Raw genomic sequence first — 24094 nt, forward strand, 5'->3', positions numbered from 1 at the left:
TTACGTCGCATATGCGCCGGGCGATCGCGATGCGGATGCTCGGCGCCCCGGCCCAAGTGATAAGGAATCCCGATTCCAAGAGGGGTTGATCATGCTTGGGGCGATCTGGAAGAATTTTCTCGCTTTGCTTCTGCGCCGACCCGCCAGATTTCAGGCGGCGGCCCTCGTCTATCGGCGCGAGGCCGGGCGGCTTGAGCTGCTGCTCATCACCTCGCTGACGACCGGGCGCTGGATCTTGCCCAAAGGCTGGCCGGAGGTCGGGCTGGAAAGCTCGGGCGTGGCGCTTCAAGAGGCTTGGGAGGAGGCGGGCGTGCGCCCCGCCGAGGACCGCGCGCCCGTCAAGATCGGGCTTTATCGCTATGATAAGAAGCTCGAAGGCGGGGCGCCCATGCGCACCGAGGTCCATGTCTACGCCATCCCCGTGAAGAAGCTGCTGGACGATTTCCCCGAGGCCGGACGCCGCGAGCGTCGTTGGGTCACGCCGGGGGCCGCCGCCGGGATGGTGCATGAGCCCGAACTCAAGGCGCTCCTGCGACGCCTGCCCGACCTGCTTGGAAGCTGACCGGATTCCCGCGCTCCGCTCTGCGGGCCTCCGAGCCCTTCGCGCCTGTCCCTCACGAAAGACGAGACCTCCGTGAACGATCGCCCTCCTTCAGACGCCGGCCATTGGCGGACCCTCGACCGGGATCTCAACCGCATCTCCTACGTCGAATATGCGACGATGTACGTCTCGCGCCCCTTGGTGAGCCTTGGGTTGGCCATGGCCTTCGTGGCCTTGGCCATGGTGGCGGCGGCGATTCTGACCGGCGGACAGCCGGGCGCTCTGGCGATCATTCTGGCGGCGGCCTTCGGCGCCTATCTGGCGCTGAACATCGGCGCCAACGACGTGGCCAACAACATGGGGCCTGCGGTGGGCGCCAACGCGCTCTCGATGACCGGAGCGCTCGTCATCGCCGCGGTCTGCGAGACGGCGGGCGCTTTGCTGGCGGGCGCCGACGTGGTCGGCACCATCTCCTCGGGGATCGTCGCGCCGGAGGGCTTCGCCGATTCCGGCGTCTTCGTGACGGCCATGCTGGCGGCGCTCTTGTCTTCGGCGATCTGGCTGAATCTGGCCACTTGGGTGGGCGCCCCGGTCTCGACGACTCATGCGGTGGTGGGCGGCGTGATCGGCGCGGGAATCGCGGCGGCGGGCTTCGGCGCGGTGCAATGGGGCGTGATGGGCAAGATCGCCGCGAGCTGGGTGATCTCGCCTTTATGCGGCGGAATCTTCGCGGCGGCGATGCTCGCTTTTCTGAAGTGGAGGATCATCTACCGCGAGGATAAGATCGCCGCCGCCCGTCTGTGGGTGCCGGTTCTGATCGGCCTGATGGCTTGGGCCTTCTCCACTTATCTGGCGCTCAAGGGCCTGAAGCAGGTGGTCTCGATCTCGCTGGGCTCGGCGACGCTGATCGGCCTCGCGATTGGAATCCTCAGCTGGCTGGGCGCGCGGCCTTTGGTGCGCCGGCAATCCCAAGGGCTGGAGAACCGCAACCGCTCTCTGAAGGTCTTGTTCCGGGGGCCGCTGATCCTCTCGGCGGCGCTGATGTCCTTCGCCCATGGCGCCAACGACGTCTCGAACGCCGTGGGGCCTCTGGCGGCCATCGTGCAGGCGCAGTCCTCAGGCGGGGCGGGGGGCGCGGTGGTGGTGCCCGATTGGGTCATGATCATCGGCGCCTTGGGCATTTCGGTCGGGCTTTTGCTCTTCGGGCCGAAACTGATCCGCATGGTCGGCGATCAGATCACCAAGCTGAACGCCATGCGGGCCTATTGCGTGGCGCTTTCGGCGGCGGTCACGGTGATCGCCGCCTCATGGCTGGGCATGCCGGTCAGCTCGACCCATATCGCCATCGGCGGCATCTTCGGCGTGGGCTTCTTCCGCGAATGGTACGTCGAGCGCCGCGCGCGGCGGCTCAAGGCGGCCCGTCCGCCCGCCGAGGATCTCGCGGTCGAGGAGCGCCAGAGGCGCAAGCTGGTCCGCCGCTCGCATTTTCTGACCATCGTCATGGCCTGGGTGATCACGGTGCCCGCCACGGCGGCGCTTTCGGCTCTGGCCTATCTGGCGCTGGGCGCGCTGCTGGGCTGAGGCCTCCGGCGTCTCATTCCTCGCGCAAGGCGTGGGAGAGGTAATCCTCGACCGGCTTAAGCAGGAAGGAGGCGGGGGTGCGGCCGCCGGTGCGGATATAGGCCTCCACGGGCATGCCGGGGACGAGCTCGCGCCCGTCGGCCTCCAGAAACCTCCGCCCCTCCGCGGAGAGGGTCAGCTCGACGGTGAAATAGCGCGCGCCCGTGGCGGGATTGGTCATGGCGTCGGCGGAGACGGTCTTCACCGTCCCTTCGATTTCGGGCGTGGTCCGGGCGGTGAAGTTGGGGAAGCGGATGGTCGCCGCCTGTCCCGCATAGACGCGGTCTATGTCCGCCGGAGAGATCTCCGCCACGAGGATCAAAGCCGCGTCGGCGGGCACGATGGAGGCGGCTTCCGCTCCCGCGCCGATCACGCCGCCCACCGTATGGACCCGCAGATCCAGCACCGCGCCCGCCATGGGCGCGCGCAGCGCCAATCTGCCGAGCCGCGTTTGGACCACCCGCGATTGCTCGCGCATCCGCGCTTCTTCGGGCTGGATCTGGCGCATCATGCTCTGCGCCTCTTCGCGCCGGACGTCCTGAATGCGCAGGATCTCGCCTTCATATTCGGCGATCTCGCCGCGCGCGTCGGCGATTTGGGCTTCGAGGCCGCCGCGCTCTCCTCTGAGGCGCTCCAGCTCGATTCGCAGATTCAGCACCGTCGCGCGCGAGCTGGCGCCGCTCTGGAGCAGGATCTCCTGAGCCGCCATCAGCTCCTGCGCCATCTGAAGGCGGAGGTCGCTGGAGCCGAGTTGGATGAGGAGCGCGCGGATCGCCTCCTCGCTGTGTCTTTGGCGCTCCTCCAGCAGCCGGAGCATGCGCTCCAGAGAGGCGCGGCGCAGATCGAAAAGCCGCGTCTCCTCGCGCAGGAGGGCGGCGATTTCGGCGTCCGCCTCCGCCGAGGCGCGCAGCTCCGGCCGATAAGCCACCCGGGGCTCCTCGAGGATCTCCGCCCGCAGACGGTCGAGGCGCGCCCAGCTTTCGCGCAGACCTCTGTCCAGCTCGGCGCGGCGGGCTTCGAGCTCGGTTCCGTCCAGCCGGAGGATCTCCTGTCCCTTCTCCACCATCTCGCCCTCCTGAACGGAGATGGAGGCCACCAGACCGCCGTCGGGATGCTGGATGATCTGCCGCCGCGCCTCGACCTCGATATGGCCTGAGGCGGGAACCGCGCTTTGGATCTCCGTCGTGAAGGCCCAAAGCGCGAAGCCGCCCAAGCCCAAGCCGAGCGCGGCGAGGCCTTTGAACAGGGCGGGCCGAACGGACCAAGCCTTCTCCTGCTCCATCAGGGGGCTCCGCGCGGGGCCGGAGGTCCGCCGCCCGGCGGCTGCGGCGGAGGCTGAAGGACTTGGCGCAAAACTTCGTCGCGCGGGCCGAAGGCGCGCATCCCGCCTTCCTCAAGCACCAGCACCAGATTGCAATGCTCCAGAGCGGAGCGCCGATGCGTCATGAAGAAGACGAGCCTCCCCGCCGCGCGGGCGGCGGCCACGGCGCGGTTCAGCGCCCGCACGCCGGGATCGTCCAGACTGGCGTTGGGCTCGTCCAGCACCAGCAGGACCGGATCGCCGTAGAAGGCCCGCGCGAGGCCGATCCTCTGGCGCTGGCCGCCGGAGAGCCTGCCGCCGCCCTCGGTGAGGATCGCGTCGTAGCCTCCGGGCAGGCCGAGGATGAGATCATGGGCCGAAGCCGCCTGAGCCGCCGCCACCACGCCCTCCGGCGAGGCTTCGGGATCGAAGCGGGCGATGTTTTCGGCGACGCTGCCGGGGAAAAGCTCCACCTCTTGCGGCAGATAGCCGAGCAGCCGCCCGAGGCGGTCGCGGTCATATTGCGCAAGATCCGCCCCCGCGAGGCGGATCTCGCCGCGCGCGGGGGGCCAAAGCCCCGTCAGAGCCTTGGCGAAGGAGGATTTCCCCGAAGCCGAAGGCCCGATCACCGCCACGCAATCCCCCGGACCCGCCCGCAGGCTCACGCCCTGAAGAACCGGCGTCGCGGAGCCTAAGGGAACCACCGCGAGATTCTCGATGGTCAAACGCGGCTCCGGGCGGGGCAGGGGCATGGGAATCCGGGGCTGGGCGCCGTTCTCGAACAGCGCCTTCAGCGCGCGCCAGCCCGCCGCCGCGCGTTGAATCTGAGGCCATTGCCCCACGATCTGCTCCACCGGCGCGACGGCGCGTCCGAGCAGGATGGAGCCCGCGATCATTTCGCCCGGCGTCAGCTCGGATCTCAGAACCAGCCATGCGCCGAGCGCCAAAATCGCCGATTGCAGCAGAAGACGAAAGGTTTTGGTCGCCGCCGAGGAGGCGCCGCCCACGTCGGAGGCCTCCACCTGCGCGGCGAGGGCGCTGGCGCGGGCCTTGCGCCAATGGGCCGTCAGAGTCCCCACCATGCCGAGTCCCCGGACGGTCTCGATGGACCTGCGGGTCATCTCGGTGCGGGCCTCCGCCTCCGCCGAGAGCCGCGCGGCGGCGTTTTGCGGCGCGCGGCTGAGCCTCTGGTTCAGCAGCGCCAGCCCGAAGACCATCAGGATTCCGCCGATGGCGAAGACCCCGAGCCAAAAATGAAAGAAAAACAGCATGACGACGAAAAGCGGCGTCCAAGGCAGATCGAAAAGCGCGCCCATGGCCGAAGACCCCATGAGGGTCTGAACCGCGCCCACGTCGCGCAGGGCGCTGGCGGGGCGTTCGCGCAATCCGGGATGGTCCGCCTGATTCAGAACGGCGGCGAAGGCCGGAGGATCCAGCCGGATCTGGAAGCGCGCCCCGAGCCGCGTCAGAACCCGTCCGCGATAATGGTCGAGCAGCCCCATCAGGCCATAGAGGAAGACCACGATTCCGAAGAGCGTCAGCAAAGTCGCCGAGGAGCGGCTGGCCAGCACCCGGTCATAGACCTGAAGCATGAAGATGGGGCCGGTCAGCATCAGCAGATTGATCGCCGCGCTGAACAAGCCCACGCCGACAAGCGGCCCCTTCATCTCGGCGGCGGCGTCCTGAAGCTCCGTCACTCAAGCTCCCCCGGCGGGCTCAGCATCCAGAAACTCCGGGCTTTTCCGCCGCATGGCGTTCTACGCGGAATGGTCGTCGCGCCGAAAAAAGCCTGTTTGCCGGGAAAGACGCGACGGGTCAAGGGGCCTCCGAGAAGCCTCGGGCGGCCCGGCGCCTCTCGCCGGAGCCCGGCGAGGCGCGCGGCGGAGATTTTCATATGCGGAATCGTCATTTTTCTTTTGCGCGGATTTCTCTCATGACTCCGGCGAATAGGCCTGAAGATCCGCCAGCTCCGCGCGGAGGCTCTTCGGGGAGGCTCATGGAGCACGCCAGATGACCGACCTCGCCCCGACCTCCCCGCCGCCCGCCGCCCCTTCCGGGCGCTGGAACCTCGCCGGGGTGGTGACGGAGCTGCGCCGCTCGCGCGACGTGACGCATAACATCCGTCCGCCCGGACGGATTCCGCGCGCGCCCTCCCGGGAGGCCCTTGAGGGGCTGGTCAAGGAGTTCACGGCCGCGCTCTTTCCGCGCCATTACGGCCAAGGCGACCTCGACGAGGCGCGGATCGACGACTTCGTCGCCCGCACGCTGGATTCGGCCTTGGAGCGCCTCGCCGATCAGGCGGCCCGCAGCTTCGCCTTCTCGCGCGCGCCGGATCAGAGCGCCGAGGAGGAGGAGAGCCCCGAAGCCCTCGCGGCGGCGGGCGAGGCTCTGGCGCGCGACTTCGCCGCCCAGACGCCGCAGATCCGCGGGCTTCTGGTCAGCGATCTTCAGGCGGCCTACAGGGGCGATCCGGCCGCCACCAATTTTCCCGAGATCCTGCTGAGCTATCCGGGCGTGAGCGCCATTCTGCATCACCGCATCGCCCATGCGCTGCATCGGCTGGGGGCGACGCTTCTGGCGCGTCTGGTCTCCGACATCGGCCGCGCCCGCACCGGCGTGGACATCCATCCCGGCGCGACCATCGGCGCGAGCTTCTTCATCGACCATGGCGCGGGCGTGGTGATCGGCGAGACGGCGGTGATCGGCGAGCGGGTGCGGATCTATCAGGGCGTGACGCTCGGGGCGCGCAGCTTCCCCACCGACGCCGCCGGATTCCTCATCAAGGGCGCGCCGCGCCATCCCATCGTCGAGGACGACGTGGTGATCTACGCCGGGGCCACGGTGCTCGGGCGCGTGACCATCGGGCGCGGCGCGACGGTCGGCGGCCATGCGTGGCTCACCCGCAGCCTGCCCGCCGGAGCGCATTTCTCGGCGCCTAATCCCGTGCAGGAGCGCTAGAGCGTTTTCCAGCGAAGCCGCTACGGCTTCGCGTCGTGAAAACGCGGCCAAACAAAAACTTAGAGCGTTTAAACCACGCCAATTGCTCGGGAGACGCTCTAAACTCAGGGGGCGGAGACATCCCGCAGGCCCTCGCCCTGATCGGCTTCGGAGCTTTCGTCTTCGTCATGCTCCTCCGCATCGGCGAGAGGCGTCAGCCAGGCCCGCCAGGAGCCGCTGGCGTTGACTTGCAGCGAATAGGTTCCAGGGCGGCGGATCTCATATTCCCCGAGGCCCCGTCCGGCGCGATGCAGATTCTGAAACACCTCGCCCGCCTCGTCGAGCAGATAGACGACCATGATCACGTCGTCGCTCTCAAAGCGCAGCAGCATGGGGGCCGTCACCTCGAAGGACTCGGTGCGGGAGCCGAGACGGCCTTCGAAGGCGGGCTCCACCCGATCCAGCGCGAGGGCGTCGAAACAGGCGAGCCGCCGCCCCGCCTCGGAGATGCGCGCGCAATGCTCCAGCCGGGCGACGAGCGCCCCCTCCGCTCCGCGCGGCGCGATTCCTGACAGCGTGTCGTGCAGCGCCTCCTGCGCGGCGGCGGGCGAAAGGAGGAGGGCCGCCCCGGTCAGAAGCGCCCCTCCGAGTTTTTGTCCGGTCGCGTTCTCACGACGCGAAGCCCTTCCGGCTTCGCTGGAGGACGCTCTGGGGCTCCTGAGGATCCGGAGCGGCTTCACAGGCTCACCAGTCGAAGGGGCAGCCGTTGCAGCCGCCCATATAGGCGCCTTCCCAGATGGCGAAGGTGATGCGGGTGTCCTTCAGATAGGCGCTGGCGAAATTCGTGTCGTAGAGCTTCGCCTCCTTCAGATTCGCGCCCTCGAAGCGCGCTCCGAGGAAATCGGCGCGGTTGAACTGCGAGGCCTCCAGATCGGCGCTTCTGAAATTGGCGTATTGGAAAGTTCCGCCCTGACCGCGCACGTAATAGAGATTGGCGCCGGTGAAATCCGCGCCCGGCGCTTTGGCGCCCTGCATGAATCCGCCGAAGATATTCGCGCCGACGAGGCTCGCGCCGGTCAGATTCGCGCCGCGCAGATTGGCGCGGTGCAGATTGGCGCGGTCGAGAATGGCGTGGCTGAGGTCGGCGCCCGCCAGATTGGCGTCTTTGAGATTGGCGTGGCGCAGATCCGCGCCGGGGCATTTGGCGCCGGCTTTGATCTCGCAGCCGTTGATCACCAGCGGACCCTCGTCCTCGTCCACGATGATCGGGAAGTCGCCCGCGGAGACCGCCCAGGCGGCGCCGGTTCCGAAAGCCGTCATGAGCAGGGCGGCGAAAAGCTTCTTCATGGTCGATAATCTCCGAAATGCGATCGCCCCTCGGGGGCCTGAGACGCGCCGGGGCGCGGACGTTCTCCGCCCGCGCCCCGCGCCTTTCACATGCGCCTCGTCTCGGCGAGGGGCCCAAGCTTAGTTCGCGGCGTGCTCGTCGCTCGGCAGTTCGAAGACCCAGAAGCTGCCGCCCTGGCTGACCTGAGTGGTCAGGACCGCCATGTCGCCGCCCCAGAGCGGAACCGCGCCGCCGTAGCCCGACGAAAGGCCGAGATACTGCTTGCCGTCCTCTTCCCAGGTGACCGGCACCGAGATGATGCCCGAACCGGTCTGGAACTTCCACAGCTCTTCGCCGGTGGCCGCGTTGAAGGCCTTGACGTAGCCGTCGGAGGTGCCGGTGAAGAGCAGGTTGCCCGCGGTGGTCAGGGTGCCCGCCCAAAGAGGCATATGCTCTTTGTGCTCCCAGACGATCTTGCCGGTGGTCGGGTCGAGGGCGCGCAGGATGCCGACGTGGTCGTCATAAAGCCGCTTGATGCGGAAGCCCTGGCCCAGATAGGCCGCGCCGGGGTTATAGGTGACGTTCTCGGTCCAATAATCCTCGGTCCAGTTGTTGGCCGGGATGTAGAACAGGCCCGTCTGGGGGCTATAGGCCATCGGGTTCCAGTTCTTGCCGCCGAGGAAGGGCGGGGTGACCTGGATCGTCGCGCCCTGACGCTCGCCTTCGGCGGGCGGAGGCGGACGCTGGCCCTCGACCTCGATCGGACGGCCGGTCTCAAGGTCGATGCCCTTGGCCCAGGTGATCTGATCGACGAAGGGATAGGCGGCCAGCAGAGCGGTCGGGCGGTTGATCTCGCCGCCGCGCGCCGAAAGCTTCTCGATGTCGGTGACGTAGAAGAAGCCGTTGCGGTCGGCGTGGGCGCCGGCGCGGATCGTCGTGCCGTCTTCCTGCTTATAGTCGAAGATGACGATTTCGTTGTTGCCGGAGAAGTCCCAGGCGTCGTTCGGGGTGTGCTGATAGAAGCCGATCAGCTCGCCGTTCGCCGGGTTCACATAGGCCTGGCCCGAGGTGTAGAGCGAGTCGCCCGGGGTGCGCTCCCAGGTGTTCCAGGGGGCCGGGTTGCCCGCGCCGACGATGATCGTGTTGCTCTCGACGTCGAAGCTGGCCGACTGCCAGGGAGCGCCGCCGCCGTGGCTCCAGGCCTCGACCTTCTCGCCGGATTCGGTGTTCGGCCAGGAGGGCGCGGAGGGATCGCCGGTCGGGGTGGATTCGGCGCCGTCGAGCGTGCCCTTATGGCCCTCGACGAAGGGACGCGACCAGATTTCCTTGCCGGTCTCGGGATCGCGGGCGTAGAGGCGGCCGATCACGCCGAATTCGTCGCCGGAATTGCCGTGGATCAGCAGAACGCGGCCGGTCTCGGAATCCTTCACGATGGTCGGGGCGCCGGTGACGGTGTAGCCGACCTTGTGGTCGCCGAACTTCTCGCGCCAGGCGACCTTGCCGGTCTCGCGGTTCAGAGCGATGAGGCTGGCGTCGAGGGCGCCGAAGAACACCTTGTCGCCGTAGATGGCGGCGCCGCGGTTGATCACGTCGCAGCAGGGACGGATGTCCTCGGGCAGACGGGCTTCGTATTTCCAAAGGCGGCGGCCGGTCTTGGAATCCAGCGCGAAGATACGCGAATAGGAGGCCGTGACGTAGATCACGCCGTCGCGCACGATGGCCTGAGCCTCTTGGCCGCGCTGCTTCTCGTCGCCGAAGGAGAAGGCCCATTTCGGCTTGAGGAGCCCGACGTTCTCGACGTTGATCTGCTCAAGCGGGCTGAAACGCTGAGCCTTGGGGCCGACGCCGTATCCCAGCACGTCTTGCGGCGTGTCGGCGTCGTTGAGGATGTCCTCCCAAGTCACGTCGTCGGCGAGGGACAAACTCGGCAGGGCGACCAGCGCAAGAAGCGCGACTCCCGATTTAAACAGCGAATTCTTCATGAGCCTCCTCCACGAATTGCGGCCATCTCCTCGAAGAAATATTCTTCGATGGCGCCCGTTATTCTTGGCTTATCTTTGATGAATGCTTCTCGGATACGGAAGTTTCCAAGAAATTCGTCATGCTAGGACCATAGAGACCGGAATCTTGCTTTCAAATATGGACTTTAGTCTCACGATCCGGAGGCGGATTTCTCACGAAGCTCTCAAGCGATTGTGAGATATGGCTTTTCAGGAGGAAGGCCGCCGCCTCAGGGCGCGGCTTCGCGCGGTCCGATGAAGGCCCCGAAGGCCCGAGGCCCGGCGGGGGCCGGGATTTCGCCGACCGTCTCCAGCTTTTCGGGATCGATCAGGCTCACATGATCCGAAAACCAATTGGCGACCCAAAGGCGGCTTTCATCCGCCGTGGCGGCGATTCCCTCGGGATATTCGCCCACCGCGATCTCTCCGATCGCCGCGAGGCTTTCGGCGTCGAAGACGGTGAGGCTTTCCGAATATTGATTGGTGACGAAGCCGCGCCCTTTGGCGAAGGCCACGGCGTAGGGGCGTTCTCCCGTGGGGATCTCCGCGATCTTCTCGCGCTTCTCCAGATCCGCCACGCTGACCGTGTTCGACAGCACGTCCGCCGTGAAGGCGAGGCCGCCGCGCAGAGTCACGCCGAAGGGATGCTCGCCGACCCTGACGGAAAAGCTCTCGCCGGAAGCAAGGTCGATCACGAGCAGGCTGTTTTCGTCGCGCTCGGCGACGACCAGCCGCCGCCCGTCCGCCGAGACCGCCAGACCCGAAGGCGCGCCGCCGGTCGGGAATTCGCGCAGTTTCTCCTTGAGATCCGGCGAAACCTCGACCACGCGGCGCTCCGCCCAGTCGGAGACATAGGCCCGCCCTGAAACGGGATCGAGCGCCAGACCCAGCGGACTCCAGCCCGGAAGCGTGAATTCGGCCAGAATCTCGCCCTCCGCCGAAACCAGCCAGAGCGCGCCCGGCTCCACGGAGACGGCGTAGACCCGCCCGCCGCGCGGATCGACCGCCACGGCGGCGGGCTTGCCCGGCAGAGAAACCCGCGCGATCTCCGTCCCTTCGGCCACGTCGTAGAGGGTCAGCAGATCGGCGTTCTGCGAGGTGATCGCCGCGATCTCGCCCGCCTGCGCCGCCCAAGCCGCAAGTGGGGGCGCGACGGTCAGGGCCGCCGCGCCGAGGAGCGCCGCAAGGCGGCTCAGCTTCCTTCTCCCGCGCCGAAGCGCTCGGCGAGATTGTCCAGACCCGCGCGATAGAGGTCGTTCACGGCCTTGATCGCGGCTTCGTCGCTCAGCTCCGGGGGCGGGTTGTTGTTGGGATGTCCGCGATAGAAGGCGCCGCTCCAGGTCACGAGGCTCTTGCCCTCGCGGTCCTCGACCTTCAGCGTCGAGGAGTAATTCGTCACCGGCAGGATCGCGATGTCGTCCTTCGAGATGCGATAGGAGTAGCTGCGCTTGGCGGCGTCGTATTTGGTCAGCTCTTCGAAGAGCTGCGGGCCGCCCTCGGCGCCGAGGGTCAGAGTGCGATGGCCTTTGATCTCATTGCCCTGCGGGGCCTCGGTCGAGAAGACGGCGGGGTGCCAGCTCATGTCTCCGAACTGGCCGACGGCGGCCCAGACTTCATCGGGCGCGGCGTTGAGCAAAACCTCCTGAGACGTCTTCTGGCGCGAGGGGCCATGGGCCTCGGCGGCGCTGGTCAGCAGCGCGAGGCCGAGGCCGAAGCCAAGCGCGACGGCGGCGAAGGTATGACGCATCTGTGGAATCCTCCCAAAGGGCGCGTTTCTTCGAGTCTCCGGAAACGCTTCGCCCGCGCCATAATACGAAGAAGCAAGGTCTTGAGATCAATCCAACATTCGTCCTTTTCAAACAAAAGTATGAGTCCTCATGATTTCATTACCTTATTCAATTCTTAATAAAAAGAAAGCTGTTGCCTAATCTTTTGGTGGGCTCCCCAATGGCGAAAAGGCTTTGGGAGGAGCTCATGACATTCGCCGCGAATTCTCTGCGCGGGGCCGCGCTCGCCGCCGTTTTGGGGGCCGCTTCAGGCGCCGCGGCTCAGGCGCCGGAGCCCGTCGAGATCCGCGCCGCCGTGCTGCGGGTGGATTCTCCCGGCCCGGCGCCGATCTCGCGGTTGGATCTGCCTCCGGCGGATTTGGGGCTGGCGGGGGCGAAGCTCGCCACCGCCGACAACGCCACCACGGGCCGCTTCATGGGCCAGAATTTCGCCCTCGCCGAAGTCGTCGCCAAGCCCGAGACCGTCGAGGCGGAGACGGCCAAGCTGCTGGAGGCCGGGATTCCCTTCATCGTGGTGCTGGCCGACGCCGAGACCACCGCCAAGATCGCGGATCAGGCGGGCGAGGCGGCTTTGATCTTCAACGCCGGCGCCACGGACGATTCCCTCCGCGCGGAGCTTTGCCGCGCCAATCTGCTTCACACCGCCCCGAGCGACGCCATGCTGGCCGACGCTCTGGCGCAATTCCTCATCTGGAAGCGCTGGGACGAGTGGCTTTTGGTCTCCGGCAGTCATCCCGAGGATAAAGCCCTCGCGGAGGCCTATCGGCGCGCGGCGAAGAAATTCGGCGGCCGCATCGTCGAGGAGCGGGTCTTCGAGGATAAGGGCGGCGCCCGCCGCACCGACAGCGGACATGCGCAGGTTCAGGCGCAGCTTCCGGTCTTCATGCAGGGCGCGAAAGCTCATGAGGTGGTGGTGGCCGCCGACCGCGCCGACGTCTTCGCCTCATGGCTGCCCTATCATACCTGGGAGCCGCGGCTGGTGACGGGTTCGGCGGGGCTGCGCCCGGCGAGTTGGCATCCGGCCCATGAGGCTTGGGGCGCGACCCAATGGCAGACCCGCTTCGAGCGGCAATCCGCCCGTCCCGCCCGCCCGGAGGATTATCAGGCTTGGGCGGCTCTGCGGGCGGTGGGCGAGGCCGCTTCGCGGACCAAATCCGGCGATTTCGCCACGCTTTCGGCCTATATCCGGGGCGATCAATTCCAGCTCGCCGCCTTCAAGGGGCAGGGCCTGAGCTTCCGGCCTTGGGACGGCCAATTGCGCCAGCCGATCCTGCTGGCCTCCGGCCCCGTGACGGCCTCCGTCTCGCCGCAGGAGCAATTTCTGCATCAGGTCTCGCAGCTCGACAGTCTGGGGATCGACCAGCCGGAGACGGCCTGCAAGCTCTGAACGCCATAATCCATAAAATCCAGAGGAGGACGTCCAGTGAACCGAGTCTTCGCCGCGCTCATGGCCTCGGCCGCGCTTTTCGCCACCCCCGCCGACGCCTCGAAGATCTTCGTCAGCAATGAGAAGGGCAACACCATCACCGTCCTCGACGGAACGAGCTTCGAGGTGATCCACACCTTCAACGGCGGGCAGCGTCCGCGCGGGATCACCGCCTCGCCCGACGGCAAGACGCTCTATATCTGCGCCTCCGACGACAACCTCGTGCGGGTCTTCGACACGGAGACTTATGAGGAGCTGCCTTCTCTGCCTTCGGGGCCGGACCCGGAGCTTTTCGTGCTGCATCCTTCGGGGAATCCGCTGTTCATCGCCAATGAGGACGACAACATCGTCACGGTGGTGGACGTCCATACGCGGCAGGTGCTCGCCGAGATCCCCGTGGGCGTCGAGCCTGAGGGCATGGGCGTCTCGCCGGACGGCAAGGTGGTGGTCAACACCTCCGAGACGACCAACATGGCCCATATGATCGACACCGAGACCTTCGAGATCTTCGCCAACACCTTGGTGGATTCGCGCCCTCGCTTCGCGCAATTCTCTCCGGACGGCGCCGCGCTCTTCGTCACCTCGGAGATCGGCGGCACGGTTTCGGTGCTGGATCCGGCCGATAATTACGAGATCAAGCATAAGATTGAATTCGCCGTCCCCGGCGTGCTGCCCGAGGCGCTTCAGCCCGTCGGCCTGCGCGTCACGGAAGACGGCAAGAAAGCCTATGTGGCGCTCGGCCCGGCGAACCGCGTCGCGGTGGTGGACGCCGCGAGCTATGAAGTGAAGGATTATCTCCTCGTCGGCCAGCGCGTCTGGCAATTGGCCTTTTCGCCGGACGGGAAGCATCTCTTCACCACCAACGGCAACTCAAACGACGTGTCGATCATCGAGGTCGCAACCGACAAGGTGCTGAAATCCGTTCAGGTGGGCGAACAGCCTTGGGGCGTCGTGGCGGTGCCCTGAGCTTCGGCGCCGGGCCTTGAACTTCAAAGTAGAAAATAAAGAGGAAACGTCATGAAACAGACTCTGGCCGCCGCCCTTCTGGCGGGCGCTTTCGCCTTCGGCCTCGGGGCCGAAACCGCTCAGGCGCAACTCGGCTTCGCGGGGCTGCTCTCGCGCACCAACCGCGAGGATCTGCCGGAGATCACCCTCGCCTCGGGCAAGCCGGTCGCCGAGCAGACCTATAATCTGATCTCGGGCAAATATTACCGGGTCAAGCTGGTCGCCGACGGCTCGGCGGAGCTGGCGCTCTCGGGCGGCGATTTCTTCCGCGCCATCTGGATCAACGAGATCGTCATCAATAAGATCGAGATCCGCCCCATGGGCGTCCATTCCATCGAATTCGACGCGGCGGGCGAGGCTCTGATCTCCTTCGTGGCGGTGGTGCCGGGCACCTATCATCTGAGCATCCCCGGATCCTCGGGTGAGAGCCAGCGCGCCACCTTCGTCATCACCGGCCAATGATTTCGTGAGTTTTTCGCCGCTTCGCCATCGGGGCGAGGCGGCTTTTCGGGAGGAAATTCGCCATGAAGAAGCTTTTCGCCGCCTTCGGAGCCGCCGGGCTCCTCTTCGTCGCCGCGCCCGCCATGGCCGACGACGATCCCACCGCCGAGCAGATCGCCAAGATCACGGAGGTCCTCGCCGCCCAGAGCTGCGACGTCGATCCCGATGAAATCGAGGTCGAGGCCGGCGGCGGCTTCGACGTGGACGACGTGGCCTGTCTCGACGGCCAATATGACGTGAAGCTCGATAAGGACTTCAACGTCATCGGCATGCGCAAGGAGTGAGCTTGACCGCCGCTTCGGACGCAGCCCTCAGGGTCGAGGGGGTCGGCCATAGCTTCGGCCGCTTTCAGGCTCTGAGGAACGTGAGCTTCGCGGTCCCCCGCGGAGCTTTCGCCGCTTTGCTCGGGGTGAACGGCGCGGGCAAGACGACCTTGTTCTCGCTGATCACCCGGCTTTACGACAGCCGCAGCGGCCTGATCGAGGCGGCGGGCTACGACGTGCGCCGTCAGTCGGGCGAGGCTCTGGCGCGGATGGGCGTGGTGTTTCAGAGCCGGGCTTTGGATCTGGATCTGACCCTGCGCCAGAACCTGACCTATCATGCGGCTTTGCATGGAATCTCCGGGCGGCGCGCGCGGGCGCGGGTCGAGGAGATCGCGGCTCTGGTCGGGCTGGAGGAGAAGCTGGAGGCGCGGGCGGCGGCTTTATCGGGCGGCCAGCAGCGCCGCGCCGAAATCGGACGCGCCTTGCTCCATAAGCCGGAACTTCTGCTGCTCGACGAGGCGGCGGCGGGGCTCGACGTGCGGGCGCGGACCGAGGTGCTGGCTCTGGTGCGCGGGCTGATCGCGCGCGAAGGCGTCTCGACGCTCTGGGCGACCCATCAATTCGACGAAATCGAACCGGAGGACCGCGTGATCCTGCTGCATAAGGGCGAGGTGCTGGCTCAGGGCCGCGCGGCGGATTTATCGGGCGATCAAAGCCTGACGGAGGCTTTTCTCGCGCTGACGGGCCATGCGGCGTCAGGGGCGCAGACGGAGGGCGGCGGCTCATGAGGCCCGGCTGGTTCACGGCTTTTCGCGGGATTCTCTGGCGCGAGGGCCTGCGCTTTCTGCGTCAGAAGGGGCGCTTTCTGGCGGCTCTGGTGCGGCCTCTGGTCTGGCTCTTCATCTTCGCGGCGGGCTTCCGCTCGGTGCTGGGGCTCTCAATCATCCCGCCCTATCAAACCTATGTGCTGTATGACACCTATGTCGCGCCGGGACTCTGCGCGATGATCCTGCTCTTCAGCGGGATGCAGTCTTCGCTCTCCATGGTCTACGACCGCGAGACGGGCGCCATGAGGAGCCTGCTCGTCAGCCCTTATCCGCGCTGGTTTCTGCTCGGCTCCAAGCTGATCGCGAGCGTCCTGGTCTCCTGCCTTCAGGTCTACGCCTTCCTCTTCGTGGCTTGGCTCTGGCGCGTGGAGCCGCCGCTTTGGGGTTATGTCGCGGTTGCGCCCGCCTTGATCCTCTCGGGGCTGATGCTCGGCGCTTTGGGACTGCTCATCTCCTCGACCATCCGGCAGCTGGAGAATTTCGCGGGGGTGATGAATTTCGTCATCTTCCCGATGTTCTTCGCCTCCAGCGCGCTTTATCCGCTCTGGCGCATTCGGGAATCGAGCCCGCTGCTCTATCAGATCTGCCTGTGGAATCCCTTCACCTCCGCGGTGGAGCTGATCCGCTTCGCGCTTTATCTTCAGTTCAATTTGAATGCCTTTCTGGCGGTCGGGGGATGCGCGGTCGCCTTCTTCGCTCTGACCGTCGTGATGTATGATCCTTCTAAGGGACTCTGGCGCAAACGCGGCGCCTGAGTCCGCCTGTTCATTCCGGCGTGAAGCCGCCCGGCGTGGGGGTGGTCAGGATCACGGCCTCGCCCGGCTCCAGAGCCGTCTGATCGCAGGCGCGCAGAATTTCGACCGCGCCGGAGTTGCGCCGGACCTTCGTCGCGCCGACCTCGCCCGATCCGCCCGCGCCCAATCCCTGAGGTTTGATGCGCCGATGAGAGGAGAGGATCGCGCAATCCATGCGCTTGAGGAAGCGAATCCGCCGCTCGGTTCCATCGCCGCCGGGGAAGACGCCCGCTCCGCCTGAGCCCTCGCGGATGCGGAATTCCTCTAAAAGCACCGGGAAGCGCAATTCCAGAATCTCGGGATCGGTGAGGCGGGAATTGGTCATATGGGTGTGGACGCCGGAAGCTCCCGCGAAGCCGCGCCCGTCGTTCATCCGCCCCGCCGGAGCCCCGGAGCAGATCGTCTCGTAATATTGAAACTCCTCATCCCCGAAGGTGAGGTTGTTCATGGTGCCTTGGCTATTCGCCATGGCGCCGAGCGCGCCGAAGAGCGCGTTGGTCACATGCTGCGAGGTCTCGACGTTCCCAGCCACCACCGCCGCCGGAGATTGCGGCCGCAGAAGGCAGCCTTCCGGGATCACGATCTTGATCGGCCTGAGGCATCCGGCGTTCATGGGGATGGGCGATTCCACCATCGCCCGGAAGCAATAGAGCACCGCCGCGCGGGTCACGGGCTCGGGGGCGTTGAAGTTGTCTTCGGATTGGGGCGAGGTTCCGGTGAAATCCACCGTGGCTTCGCGTTTCTCCCGGTCGATGGAGATCTTGACGCGGATTTCGCGACCCTGATCCGTAGGATAGACGTATTCAGCGTCCTTCAACCGCGCGACGAGGGCCGCGACTTCCTCGGCGGCGTTGTCCTGCACATGGCCCATATAGGCTCGGACCACCTCTAAGCCGAAATCCTCGACCATGCGGCGCATCTCGGCGACGCCCCTTGCGTTGGCGGCGATCTGCGCCTTGAGGTCGGCGATATTGCGCGCCGGATTGCGGCAGGGCCATGGATGATCCGTCAGAACCTGCAAGACCTCCGCTTCGCGGAAGACGCCGCCCTCCACGAGTTTTAGGTTGTCGATGAGGACGCCCTCTTGCTCCAACCGGGTCGCGCGGGGAGTCATGGAGCCGGGCGCGATGCCGCCGACATCCGCATGATGGCCGCGCGAGGCGACCCAAAAAAGGATCTCCGCGCCCGCTTCATCGAAAATCGGCGTGCAGACGGTGATGTCCGGCAAATGGGTGCCGCCGTCATAGGGCGCGTTGAGGGCGTAGACCTCGCCAGGAAGGATCTGTCCGGCGTTGCGGCGGATGATCGTCTCCACGGAGCGGTCCATGGATCCCAGATGAACCGGCATATGCGGGGCGTTGGCCACCAAAGCGCCGGAGCCGTCGAAGACCGCGCAGGAGAAATCAAGGCGCTCCTTGATGTTCACCGATTGCGCGGTGTTCTGAAGCGTCAGGCCCATTTGCTCGGCGATGGACATGAAGAGGTTGTTGAAGACCTCCAGCAAGATGGGATCGGCCTCGGTCCCCGCCGCCTTGCGCGGAGCCAGCGGCTCATGGCGGCGGAGCAGGAGATGGTCATGGGCCGTGACGGCGGCGCTCCATCCCAGTTCGACCACAATCGTTTGATTCGGCTCGATGATCAGCGCAGGGCCGGAGACTTCGGCGCCGGGCGTCAGAGCCTCGCGGCGGAAGATTCCCGCCTCGCGCCATGCGCCCTCCATGAAGACGCGGCGGGTTTCGGCGGGCGCGGGGCGGCTGGGTTGAAGCGGATGACTCGGTTCGGCCTTGCGGGAATCCGGCGTTTCGCGGCCTTCGGCCTCCACAGCCTCGATGATCACGCGTTTCTCCGGCGAGGCGAAGCCGAAGCGCGCCAGATGATCCGTCTCGAAGGTTGTGCGGGCGGCGACGGGATCGCCGCCGAAGACCACCGGAAGCGCCGCATCCGAGCCTTCATAGCGCAGATGCAGGATCTCGCGGGCCTCCATGGCCTCCGGCGCGAGGCCCTGAGCGGCGAATTCCTCCGCCACAGCGGCGCGGAGTTCGGCGAAACCCGCCTGCAAAATGGGGAGGGCCTCTTCTTCGAGCGGCGCCTCCACGGCCTTTTGCCGGCTGGCGAAGATGCTGGAGAGTCCGATCCCATAGGCCGAAAGCAGCCCGGACAGCGGATGGATGAGCGCGGCCTCCATGCCGAGGGCGTCGGCCACGAGGCAGGCGTGTTGTCCGCCCGCCCCGCCGAAGGCGTTGAGCAGATAGCGCGTGACGTCATAGCCCCGCCGCACCGAGATGGTCTTGACGGCGTTGGCCATATTGGTCACCGCCACGCGGAGGAATCCCTCGGCGGCGGCTTCGGGCGTCAGGCCCGTCTGCGCGGCGATTTCGGCGAAGCCCCGCGCGGCGGCCTCGCGGTCGAGGGGCTGGTTCTGCTCCGGCCCGAAGATCGCGGGAAAGAGATCCGGCTGAAGCTTGCCGAGCATCACATTGGCGTCGGTGACGGTCAGAGGCCCGCCGCGCCGATAGCTCGCAGGCCCCGGATCGGCGCCCGCCGACTCCGGCCCGACGCGAAAGCGCCCGTTCTCCGCGCGGAGGATCGAGCCGCCGCCCGCCGCCACCGTATGCACGCGCATCATCGGCGCCCGGATGCGGACTCCGGCCACTTCGGCGTCGAAGGCGCGCTCGTAATCTCCGGCGTAATGGGCGACGTCGGTGGAGGTGCCGCCCATGTCGAAGCCGATGACCTTGCCGAAGCCCGCGATGGCGGCGGTCTCCGCCATGCCGACCACGCCCCCCGCCGGCCCCGAGAGAATCGCGTCTTTGCCTTGGAAGCGCTCGGCGGCGGTCAGTCCGCCCGAGGACATCATGAATTGCAGCGTCGGGCCGGGCTCGCCCGGAGGCGTCGCGCCGAGGCGCTCGGCGACCCGCGCCACATAGCGCCTCAGGATCGGCGAGAGATAGGCGTCCGCCACGGTGGTGTCGCCGCGCCCGACGAGCTTCACCAAAGGCGAAGCCTCATGGCTCAGCGAGACCTGAGCGAAGCCCGCCCCCCGCGCGAGATCTCCGGCGAGGCGCTCATGAGTCCCGTCGCGCCATGCGTGCATGAAGGCCACGCCGACCGCGCCGATCCCCTCGGCCCGCGCCTGAGCCAGCCGCTCGGACAAATCGCCCGGCGTGAAGGGCGTTTCAATCGCGCCGTCCGCCCGCAAACGCTCCTCGACCTCAATGACGCGCTCGTAAAGCTGCTCCGGCAGAAGGATCTCTTTGGCGAAGATCTCGGGCCGCGCCTGATAAGCGATGCGCAAGGCGTCGCGGAAGCCCTTGGTGACGAGCAGGAGCGTGCGCTCGCCCTTGCGCTCCAGCAGCGCGTTGGTGGCCACCGTCGAGCCCATCCGCACCAGACCGATGCGGGCTGCGGGCAGAGCCTCCCCGCGCGGCGCGCCGAGCAGGAGGCGGATTCCCTCCACGGCGGCGTCTTCATAGGCTTCGGGATTCTCGGAGAGCAATTTGCGGGCGCGGCGAGTCCCGTCGGGCGCGCGGCCGATCACGTCGGTGAAGGTGCCGCCGCGGTCGATCCAGAAATCCCAAGCGCCTTCGGTCTCGCTTCCAGCCATGATCCGCCCCGCCCCCGCCCTGAAAAGCCGCCCCCAAAAGAAGCGAACGGGCTCATCAAGACGAAAGCGGCGGAGCGGTCAACCCTTCCTGCGCCTTTTGAGCAGGCTCAGGCGGCGCGGCCGATCAGCGCCGCGAGATCCTCGACCAATTCGCGCACGAGGGCGGCGTCTTCGTCCTCGGCCATGACGCGGATCAGCGGCTCGGTGCCCGATTTGCGGATGAGGAGCCGTCCATGGCCCTCCAGCCGGGATTCGGCCTCGGCGATGGCGCTTTTGACCTCGGGCTTCTCCAGCGGATCGGCGCCCGGCGCGTAGCGGGCGTTTTTGAGCAGCTGCGGATAGGGCGTGAAGACCCGTCCGATCCGGCTGGCCTTTTCGCCCCGGCGCACCATCTCGGCCATGACCTGCAAAGCCGCGACCAAGCCGTCTCCGGTGGAGGCGAAGTCGCCGAAGACGATATGTCCCGATTGCTCGCCGCCGAGATTGCATCCGCGCTCGCGCATCTCCGCGACGACGAAGCGGTCGCCGACCTTGGCCCGCACGAGGCCCAGCCCGCGCGCCTTCAAATGCTTCTCCAGCCCCATGTTCGACATGACCGTGGCCACCAGAGCCCCGCCCTTGAGCGCGCCGCGCGCCGCCCAGGATTCGGCGATGAGCCCCATGATCTGATCGCCGTCGATGATGGCGCCGGTCTCGTCGATGAGATGCACGCGGTCGGCGTCGCCGTCGAGGGCGATTCCGAGATCAGCGCGGGTCTCGACCACCTTGGCGGCGCAGGCCTGCGGCGCGGTGGAGCCGACGCCCTCGTTGATGTTGAAGCCGTCCGGCGAGACGCCGAGCGCGATCACCTCGGCGCCGAGTTCGGCCAGAGCCATCGGCGCGACCTTATAGGCGGCGCCGTTGGCGCAATCGACCACGATCCTCAGCCCGTCGAGGCGCAATTCGCGCGGGAAGGTGTTTTTGACGAATTCGATGTAGCGGGCGTGGGAGTCGTCGAGGTGGGTGTGGCGGCCCATGGCGCGCGGCCCGACGAAATCGGTTTCGGAGACGCCTTCGTCCATCAGCGCCGAGATCGCGGCCTCCTGCGCGTCGGAGAGCTTGAAGCCGTCGGCCCCGAAGAGCTTAAGGCCGTTGTCGTGGAAGGGGTTGTGCGAGGCCGAGATCATCACGCCCAGATCCGCCCGCAGAGACTTCACCAGCATGCTCACCGCCGGAGTGGGCAGCGGCCCGAGCGAATAGACGTCGAAGCCCATGGTCATGAAGCCCGCCCCGACGGCGGATTCCAGCATATAGGAGGAGCGGCGCGGGTCTTTGCCGATCACCACCCGCCGACGCGCGCCGCCTTCTCCGCCGAAGATCTTTCCGGCGGCTTGTCCCAGCCGCAAGGCCATTTCGGCGGTGATGGGATGGGCGTTGGCGCGTCCGCGCACGCCGTCGGTTCCGAAATATCCGCGGTCGGCCTTGGCGGCCTGTTTGATCTGCTGTGGAATTTTCTCACCCTCTTTGCGGATAAGCGGCACAAGCGAAACTTCATTCGACATATGGTCTACCCCGACGCGACGCCAATCTAGCGCCTGAATCGGCCCGGGGCGAAGAGGATAAGATCATATCCGCCGCTCCGGGAGGCGCTCGATTCGCGATTCTGACCACGCGTTCATTGCAGAATCATGTCTGACGCTCAGATCCTTTCGAAGGAGGGGGCCGGCGCGGGCTTGGAATCCGGTTCAGGCGTCACGTCGAGCGGCTGAAGCACGAAGCCCCGATCCGTCTGCGCGCTCCAGACCGTCACGCCGAAGACCCGCGCCAGAATCTCCGGCGTCAGCGCCTCGGCGGGCGGGCCGTCGGCGGCGATCCGGCCCTCGCGCAGCAGAATCAGCCGCGTGCAATGGCGCGCCGCCAGACCCAGATCATGCAGAGAGGCCAGCACCGCGCCGCCCTCGGCGGCCCGGCGCGCGAAGACCCGCATGGCGGAGATCTGCGCCGCCGGATCCAGCCCCGCGGCGGGCTCGTCGGCGACGAGCAACGGCGATTCCTGCGCCAGAAGCCGCGCCATGAGGACGCGGGCCTGCTCGCCGCCGGATAATTCGTCGGCGCGGCGCTTGCGCAGCTTGTCGAGCTTCAGGGCCGTCAGGGCGCGCGCCACGGCGAGGCGGTCGGCTTCGGCGGCGGCTTCGGGATGGGCGAGCCTTCCCAGCGCGACCACCCGCTCGACGGACATGGGCCATGCGATTTCGCGCGTCTGAGGCATGAAGGCGACCGCCCGCGCGCGGGCGGCGGCCGACATCTCGGCGAGGGAGGCGGAGCCTGCGGCGGATTGCAGCCCGAGCGCCGCCCGGAGCAAGGTCGTCTTGCCCGCGCCGTTGGGACCGAGCAGCCCGACGAATTCGCCCGCCCGGATCTCTAAATCGACGTCGCGCAGAACGGAGCGCCCGCCCCGGACCACGCTCAGGCCGCTCAGCTTCATCATAATGCTCATGGCTCGCCCTCGCGCAGAGGCGGCGCGTTGGCCGCCAGCGGACTGCCCGGAGGCGCCGCCTCGGAGTAAAGCGCCGCCGCCGGAGGCCGCGCGTCGGGGAGGGCGGCGGCGCGCACCCGCATGTCGCGCTCTTTGCGCCAGCCGCCGTAACGATAAAGGAGGATCGCCATGATCATGGTCGCGACCATGGCCGCCGGGAAGCTCAGCCAAAGCGCGTCCGGACCGATCGCGCCCTGAAGCCCCCAGGCGAAGCCGAGGCGGATCGGAAACATCGAGATGAACAAAATCGCCAGAGGCCAGAGCACCTGCCCATTGGCGCGCACCGTGGCGAAGAGCACCATGGTCACGCCGAAGGGGATGAAGCCCCATGTGGCGATGCGCATGATATGCTCGCCGATCCCGACGGCCGCGCCGCCCGCGCCTAAAAACAGCTCCAGAGCGGCCCGCTCGGCCAGCAGAAGCAGCAGCACCAAAGCGCCCGTCAAAGCGAGGTTGAAGACCACGCCGACTTGCGCGATGCGCTCCACGCGGTCCCAGCGTCCGGCGCCGATGTTCTGGGCGGTCATGGCGCTGACCGCCGCCCCGAGCGCCATGGCGGGCATCTGCACATAGGTCCAGAGCTGCTGCGTGGCGCCGAAAGCGGCGGTGGTGTCCACGCCGCGCTCGTTGATGAGCGTCATCATCGCCAGCATGGAGGCCGAGACCACGATCATCTGAATCCCCATGGGCAGGCCCTTGGTCAGCATGAGCTTCAGAATCGCGCCGTCGGGGCGCAGATAGCCCAGTTCCGCCCCGCGCAGCCGCAAAGGCAGATCCCGCCCGTAGACATAGGCCAGCATGGCCGCGAGGCTGACGTAGCTGCCGACCGCCGTGGCCAGCGCCGAGCCTCCGACGCCCATCGCCGGGAAAGGCCCCAGCCCGAGGATGAAGACCGGGTTCAGAATCACGTCGAGGACCGCCGCCAAGGCCATGAAGATCAAAGGCGTCACCGCGTCCCCGCCGCCGCGCAGCACCATCATCAGCATGGTCATGAGCAGAAAGGCGGGCAGGGCGAGGAAGGTGACCTTCAGGAAGGCGCGGGCCAGAGGCTCGATCTCCGGCGCGACTCCCAGCACGCCCAGCACATGAGGCGCCGCGAACCAGCCGCCCACCGCCAGCAGCAGCGAGACCGGCAGGAAAGCCCCCATCGCCGTCCCGACCACCCGCCGCGCGGAATCCAGATCTCCGCGCCCGACCGACTGGCCGACGAGGATGGTCGAGGCCATGCCGAAGCCGAAGACGAAGGCCGTCAGCAGAAACATGACGAGATTGCCGTTGGCGGTGGCCGCCACGGCGGCTTCTCCGATCAGCCGCCCGACCCAGATGGTGTCTATGGAGCCGTTGGCGGATTGCAGCATCGACGAGGCGAGCGTGGGCAGGGCGAAGGCCAGCAAAGTGGGGCCTATCGGCGCCGCGACCAGATCGTTCTTGGCTTTCAACTCGGGTCTCCATTGGGCCGAAAAGGCTAGGCGGGAATCTGGCATGGCCGGGGGCGTCGTTCAATCCAAAGGGCTTCATGTCGGCTTGAGGTCGGGAGGCGGCGTCTTCTTATCCGAATATCGCATAAGTATAGGGCGCTTAAGCATTGGACGCGCGCCCGGCGGCGTGCGAGCCAAGGCTTCGGCTTTTCTTCAGGGGATCCCTCGG

General features: G+C 66.9%; 20 protein-coding genes. 9 read left to right on the top strand and 11 right to left on the bottom strand.

The features are described 5' to 3' along the window. Positions 1–91: 91 nt before the first annotated feature. Both B161_RS0114610 and B161_RS0114615 read left to right on the top strand, forming a co-directional pair. Positions 92–562 (top strand): NUDIX hydrolase, encoded by a 471-nt coding sequence (locus B161_RS0114610; RefSeq protein WP_018634187.1) that lies wholly within the window; start codon positions 92–94, stop codon positions 560–562. A gap of 72 nt (positions 563–634) precedes the next feature. Further along, entirely contained in the window at positions 635–2122 is a 1488-nt protein-coding gene (locus B161_RS0114615; protein WP_018634188.1) for an inorganic phosphate transporter, read from the top strand. A 13-nt stretch (positions 2123–2135) separates the two neighbouring features. On the opposite strand, the gene B161_RS0114620 is transcribed toward B161_RS0114615, so the two are convergent. After that, a complete protein-coding gene (locus tag B161_RS0114620; RefSeq protein ID WP_018634189.1) occupies positions 2136–3443 on the bottom strand; it encodes an HlyD family type I secretion periplasmic adaptor subunit in 1308 nt (435 codons plus the stop codon). Then, a complete protein-coding gene (locus tag B161_RS0114625) occupies positions 3443–5158 on the bottom strand; it encodes a type I secretion system permease/ATPase (protein WP_018634190.1) in 1716 nt (571 codons plus the stop codon). The genes B161_RS0114620 and B161_RS0114625 overlap by 1 nt, the downstream gene beginning before the upstream one ends. 313 nt (positions 5159–5471) lie before the next feature. On the opposite strand from B161_RS0114625, the gene epsC reads away from it, so the two are divergent. After that, positions 5472–6419, top strand: a complete 948-nt coding sequence (gene epsC / locus B161_RS0114635) for a serine O-acetyltransferase EpsC (protein WP_018634192.1) — start codon at positions 5472–5474, stop codon at positions 6417–6419. Positions 6420–6523: 104 nt separating this feature from the next. Here epsC and B161_RS19040 read toward each other — a convergent pair whose 3' ends face one another. From B161_RS19040 to B161_RS0114660, 5 genes are all read right to left on the bottom strand, one after another. Beyond that, positions 6524–7138: a hypothetical protein gene (locus B161_RS19040; RefSeq protein ID WP_018634193.1), complete on the bottom strand. Its 615-nt coding sequence runs from the start codon at positions 7136–7138 to the stop codon at positions 6524–6526. A gap of 4 nt (positions 7139–7142) precedes the next feature. Beyond that, on the bottom strand, positions 7143–7745 hold the full coding sequence (locus tag B161_RS18255; protein WP_018634194.1) for a pentapeptide repeat-containing protein: 603 nt from the start codon (positions 7743–7745) through the stop codon (positions 7143–7145). A 120-nt stretch (positions 7746–7865) separates the two neighbouring features. Further along, a complete protein-coding gene (locus B161_RS0114650; RefSeq protein WP_018634195.1) occupies positions 7866–9707 on the bottom strand; it encodes a methanol/ethanol family PQQ-dependent dehydrogenase in 1842 nt (613 codons plus the stop codon). A 248-nt stretch (positions 9708–9955) separates the two neighbouring features. Continuing rightward, on the bottom strand, positions 9956–10789 hold the full coding sequence (locus tag B161_RS0114655) for a YncE family protein (RefSeq protein WP_018634196.1): 834 nt from the start codon (positions 10787–10789) through the stop codon (positions 9956–9958). Positions 10790–10917: 128 nt separating this feature from the next. Then, complete coding sequence (locus B161_RS0114660; RefSeq protein ID WP_018634197.1) at positions 10918–11472, bottom strand: SRPBCC family protein; 555 nt, start codon at positions 11470–11472, stop codon at positions 10918–10920. Positions 11473–11699: 227 nt separating this feature from the next. Between B161_RS0114660 and B161_RS0114665 the strand changes: the two genes are divergently transcribed. The 6 genes from B161_RS0114665 (at position 11700) to B161_RS0114690 (ending at position 16289) form a co-directional block, all read left to right on the top strand. Continuing rightward, positions 11700–12899 (top strand): ABC transporter substrate-binding protein, encoded by a 1200-nt coding sequence (locus B161_RS0114665; protein WP_157755665.1) that lies wholly within the window; start codon positions 11700–11702, stop codon positions 12897–12899. A gap of 60 nt (positions 12900–12959) precedes the next feature. Further along, positions 12960–13904 carry a YVTN family beta-propeller repeat protein gene (locus tag B161_RS0114670; RefSeq protein WP_026310462.1) on the top strand — a complete coding sequence of 315 codons (945 nt, stop codon included), beginning with the start codon at positions 12960–12962 and terminating at the stop codon, positions 13902–13904. Between the two features lie 51 nt (positions 13905–13955). Beyond that, complete coding sequence (locus tag B161_RS0114675) at positions 13956–14405, top strand: cupredoxin domain-containing protein (RefSeq protein ID WP_018634200.1); 450 nt, start codon at positions 13956–13958, stop codon at positions 14403–14405. A 62-nt stretch (positions 14406–14467) separates the two neighbouring features. Continuing rightward, positions 14468–14728: a DUF2059 domain-containing protein gene (locus B161_RS0114680; protein WP_018634201.1), complete on the top strand. Its 261-nt coding sequence runs from the start codon at positions 14468–14470 to the stop codon at positions 14726–14728. A gap of 2 nt (positions 14729–14730) precedes the next feature. After that, the gene (locus tag B161_RS0114685; protein ID WP_018634202.1) at positions 14731–15495 is read left to right on the top strand and encodes an ATP-binding cassette domain-containing protein; all 765 of its coding nucleotides are present in this window, start codon (positions 14731–14733) and stop codon (positions 15493–15495) included. Next, entirely contained in the window at positions 15492–16289 is a 798-nt protein-coding gene (locus tag B161_RS0114690) for an ABC transporter permease (protein WP_018634203.1), read from the top strand. The genes B161_RS0114685 and B161_RS0114690 overlap by 4 nt, the downstream gene beginning before the upstream one ends. A 10-nt stretch (positions 16290–16299) precedes the next feature. Here B161_RS0114690 and B161_RS0114695 read toward each other — a convergent pair whose 3' ends face one another. The 4 genes from B161_RS0114695 to B161_RS0114710 all read right to left on the bottom strand — a co-directional run bounded on the left by B161_RS0114695 (position 16300) and on the right by B161_RS0114710 (position 23886). After that, positions 16300–19932, bottom strand: a complete 3633-nt coding sequence (locus B161_RS0114695; RefSeq protein ID WP_018634204.1) for a hydantoinase B/oxoprolinase family protein — start codon at positions 19930–19932, stop codon at positions 16300–16302. A gap of 107 nt (positions 19933–20039) precedes the next feature. Then, complete coding sequence (gene glmM, locus B161_RS0114700) at positions 20040–21473, bottom strand: phosphoglucosamine mutase (RefSeq protein ID WP_018634205.1); 1434 nt, start codon at positions 21471–21473, stop codon at positions 20040–20042. A 137-nt stretch (positions 21474–21610) separates the two neighbouring features. Then, on the bottom strand, positions 21611–22399 hold the full coding sequence (locus tag B161_RS0114705; RefSeq protein ID WP_157755668.1) for an ABC transporter ATP-binding protein: 789 nt from the start codon (positions 22397–22399) through the stop codon (positions 21611–21613). Positions 22400–22404: 5 nt separating this feature from the next. After that, complete coding sequence (locus B161_RS0114710) at positions 22405–23886, bottom strand: MATE family efflux transporter (protein WP_018634207.1); 1482 nt, start codon at positions 23884–23886, stop codon at positions 22405–22407. Between the last annotated feature and the right edge of the window lie 208 nt (positions 23887–24094).

The sequence above is a fragment of the Neomegalonema perideroedes DSM 15528 genome, assembly GCF_000374145.1.
Taxonomy (GTDB): Bacteria; Pseudomonadota; Alphaproteobacteria; order Rhodobacterales; family Rhodobacteraceae; genus Neomegalonema; species Neomegalonema perideroedes.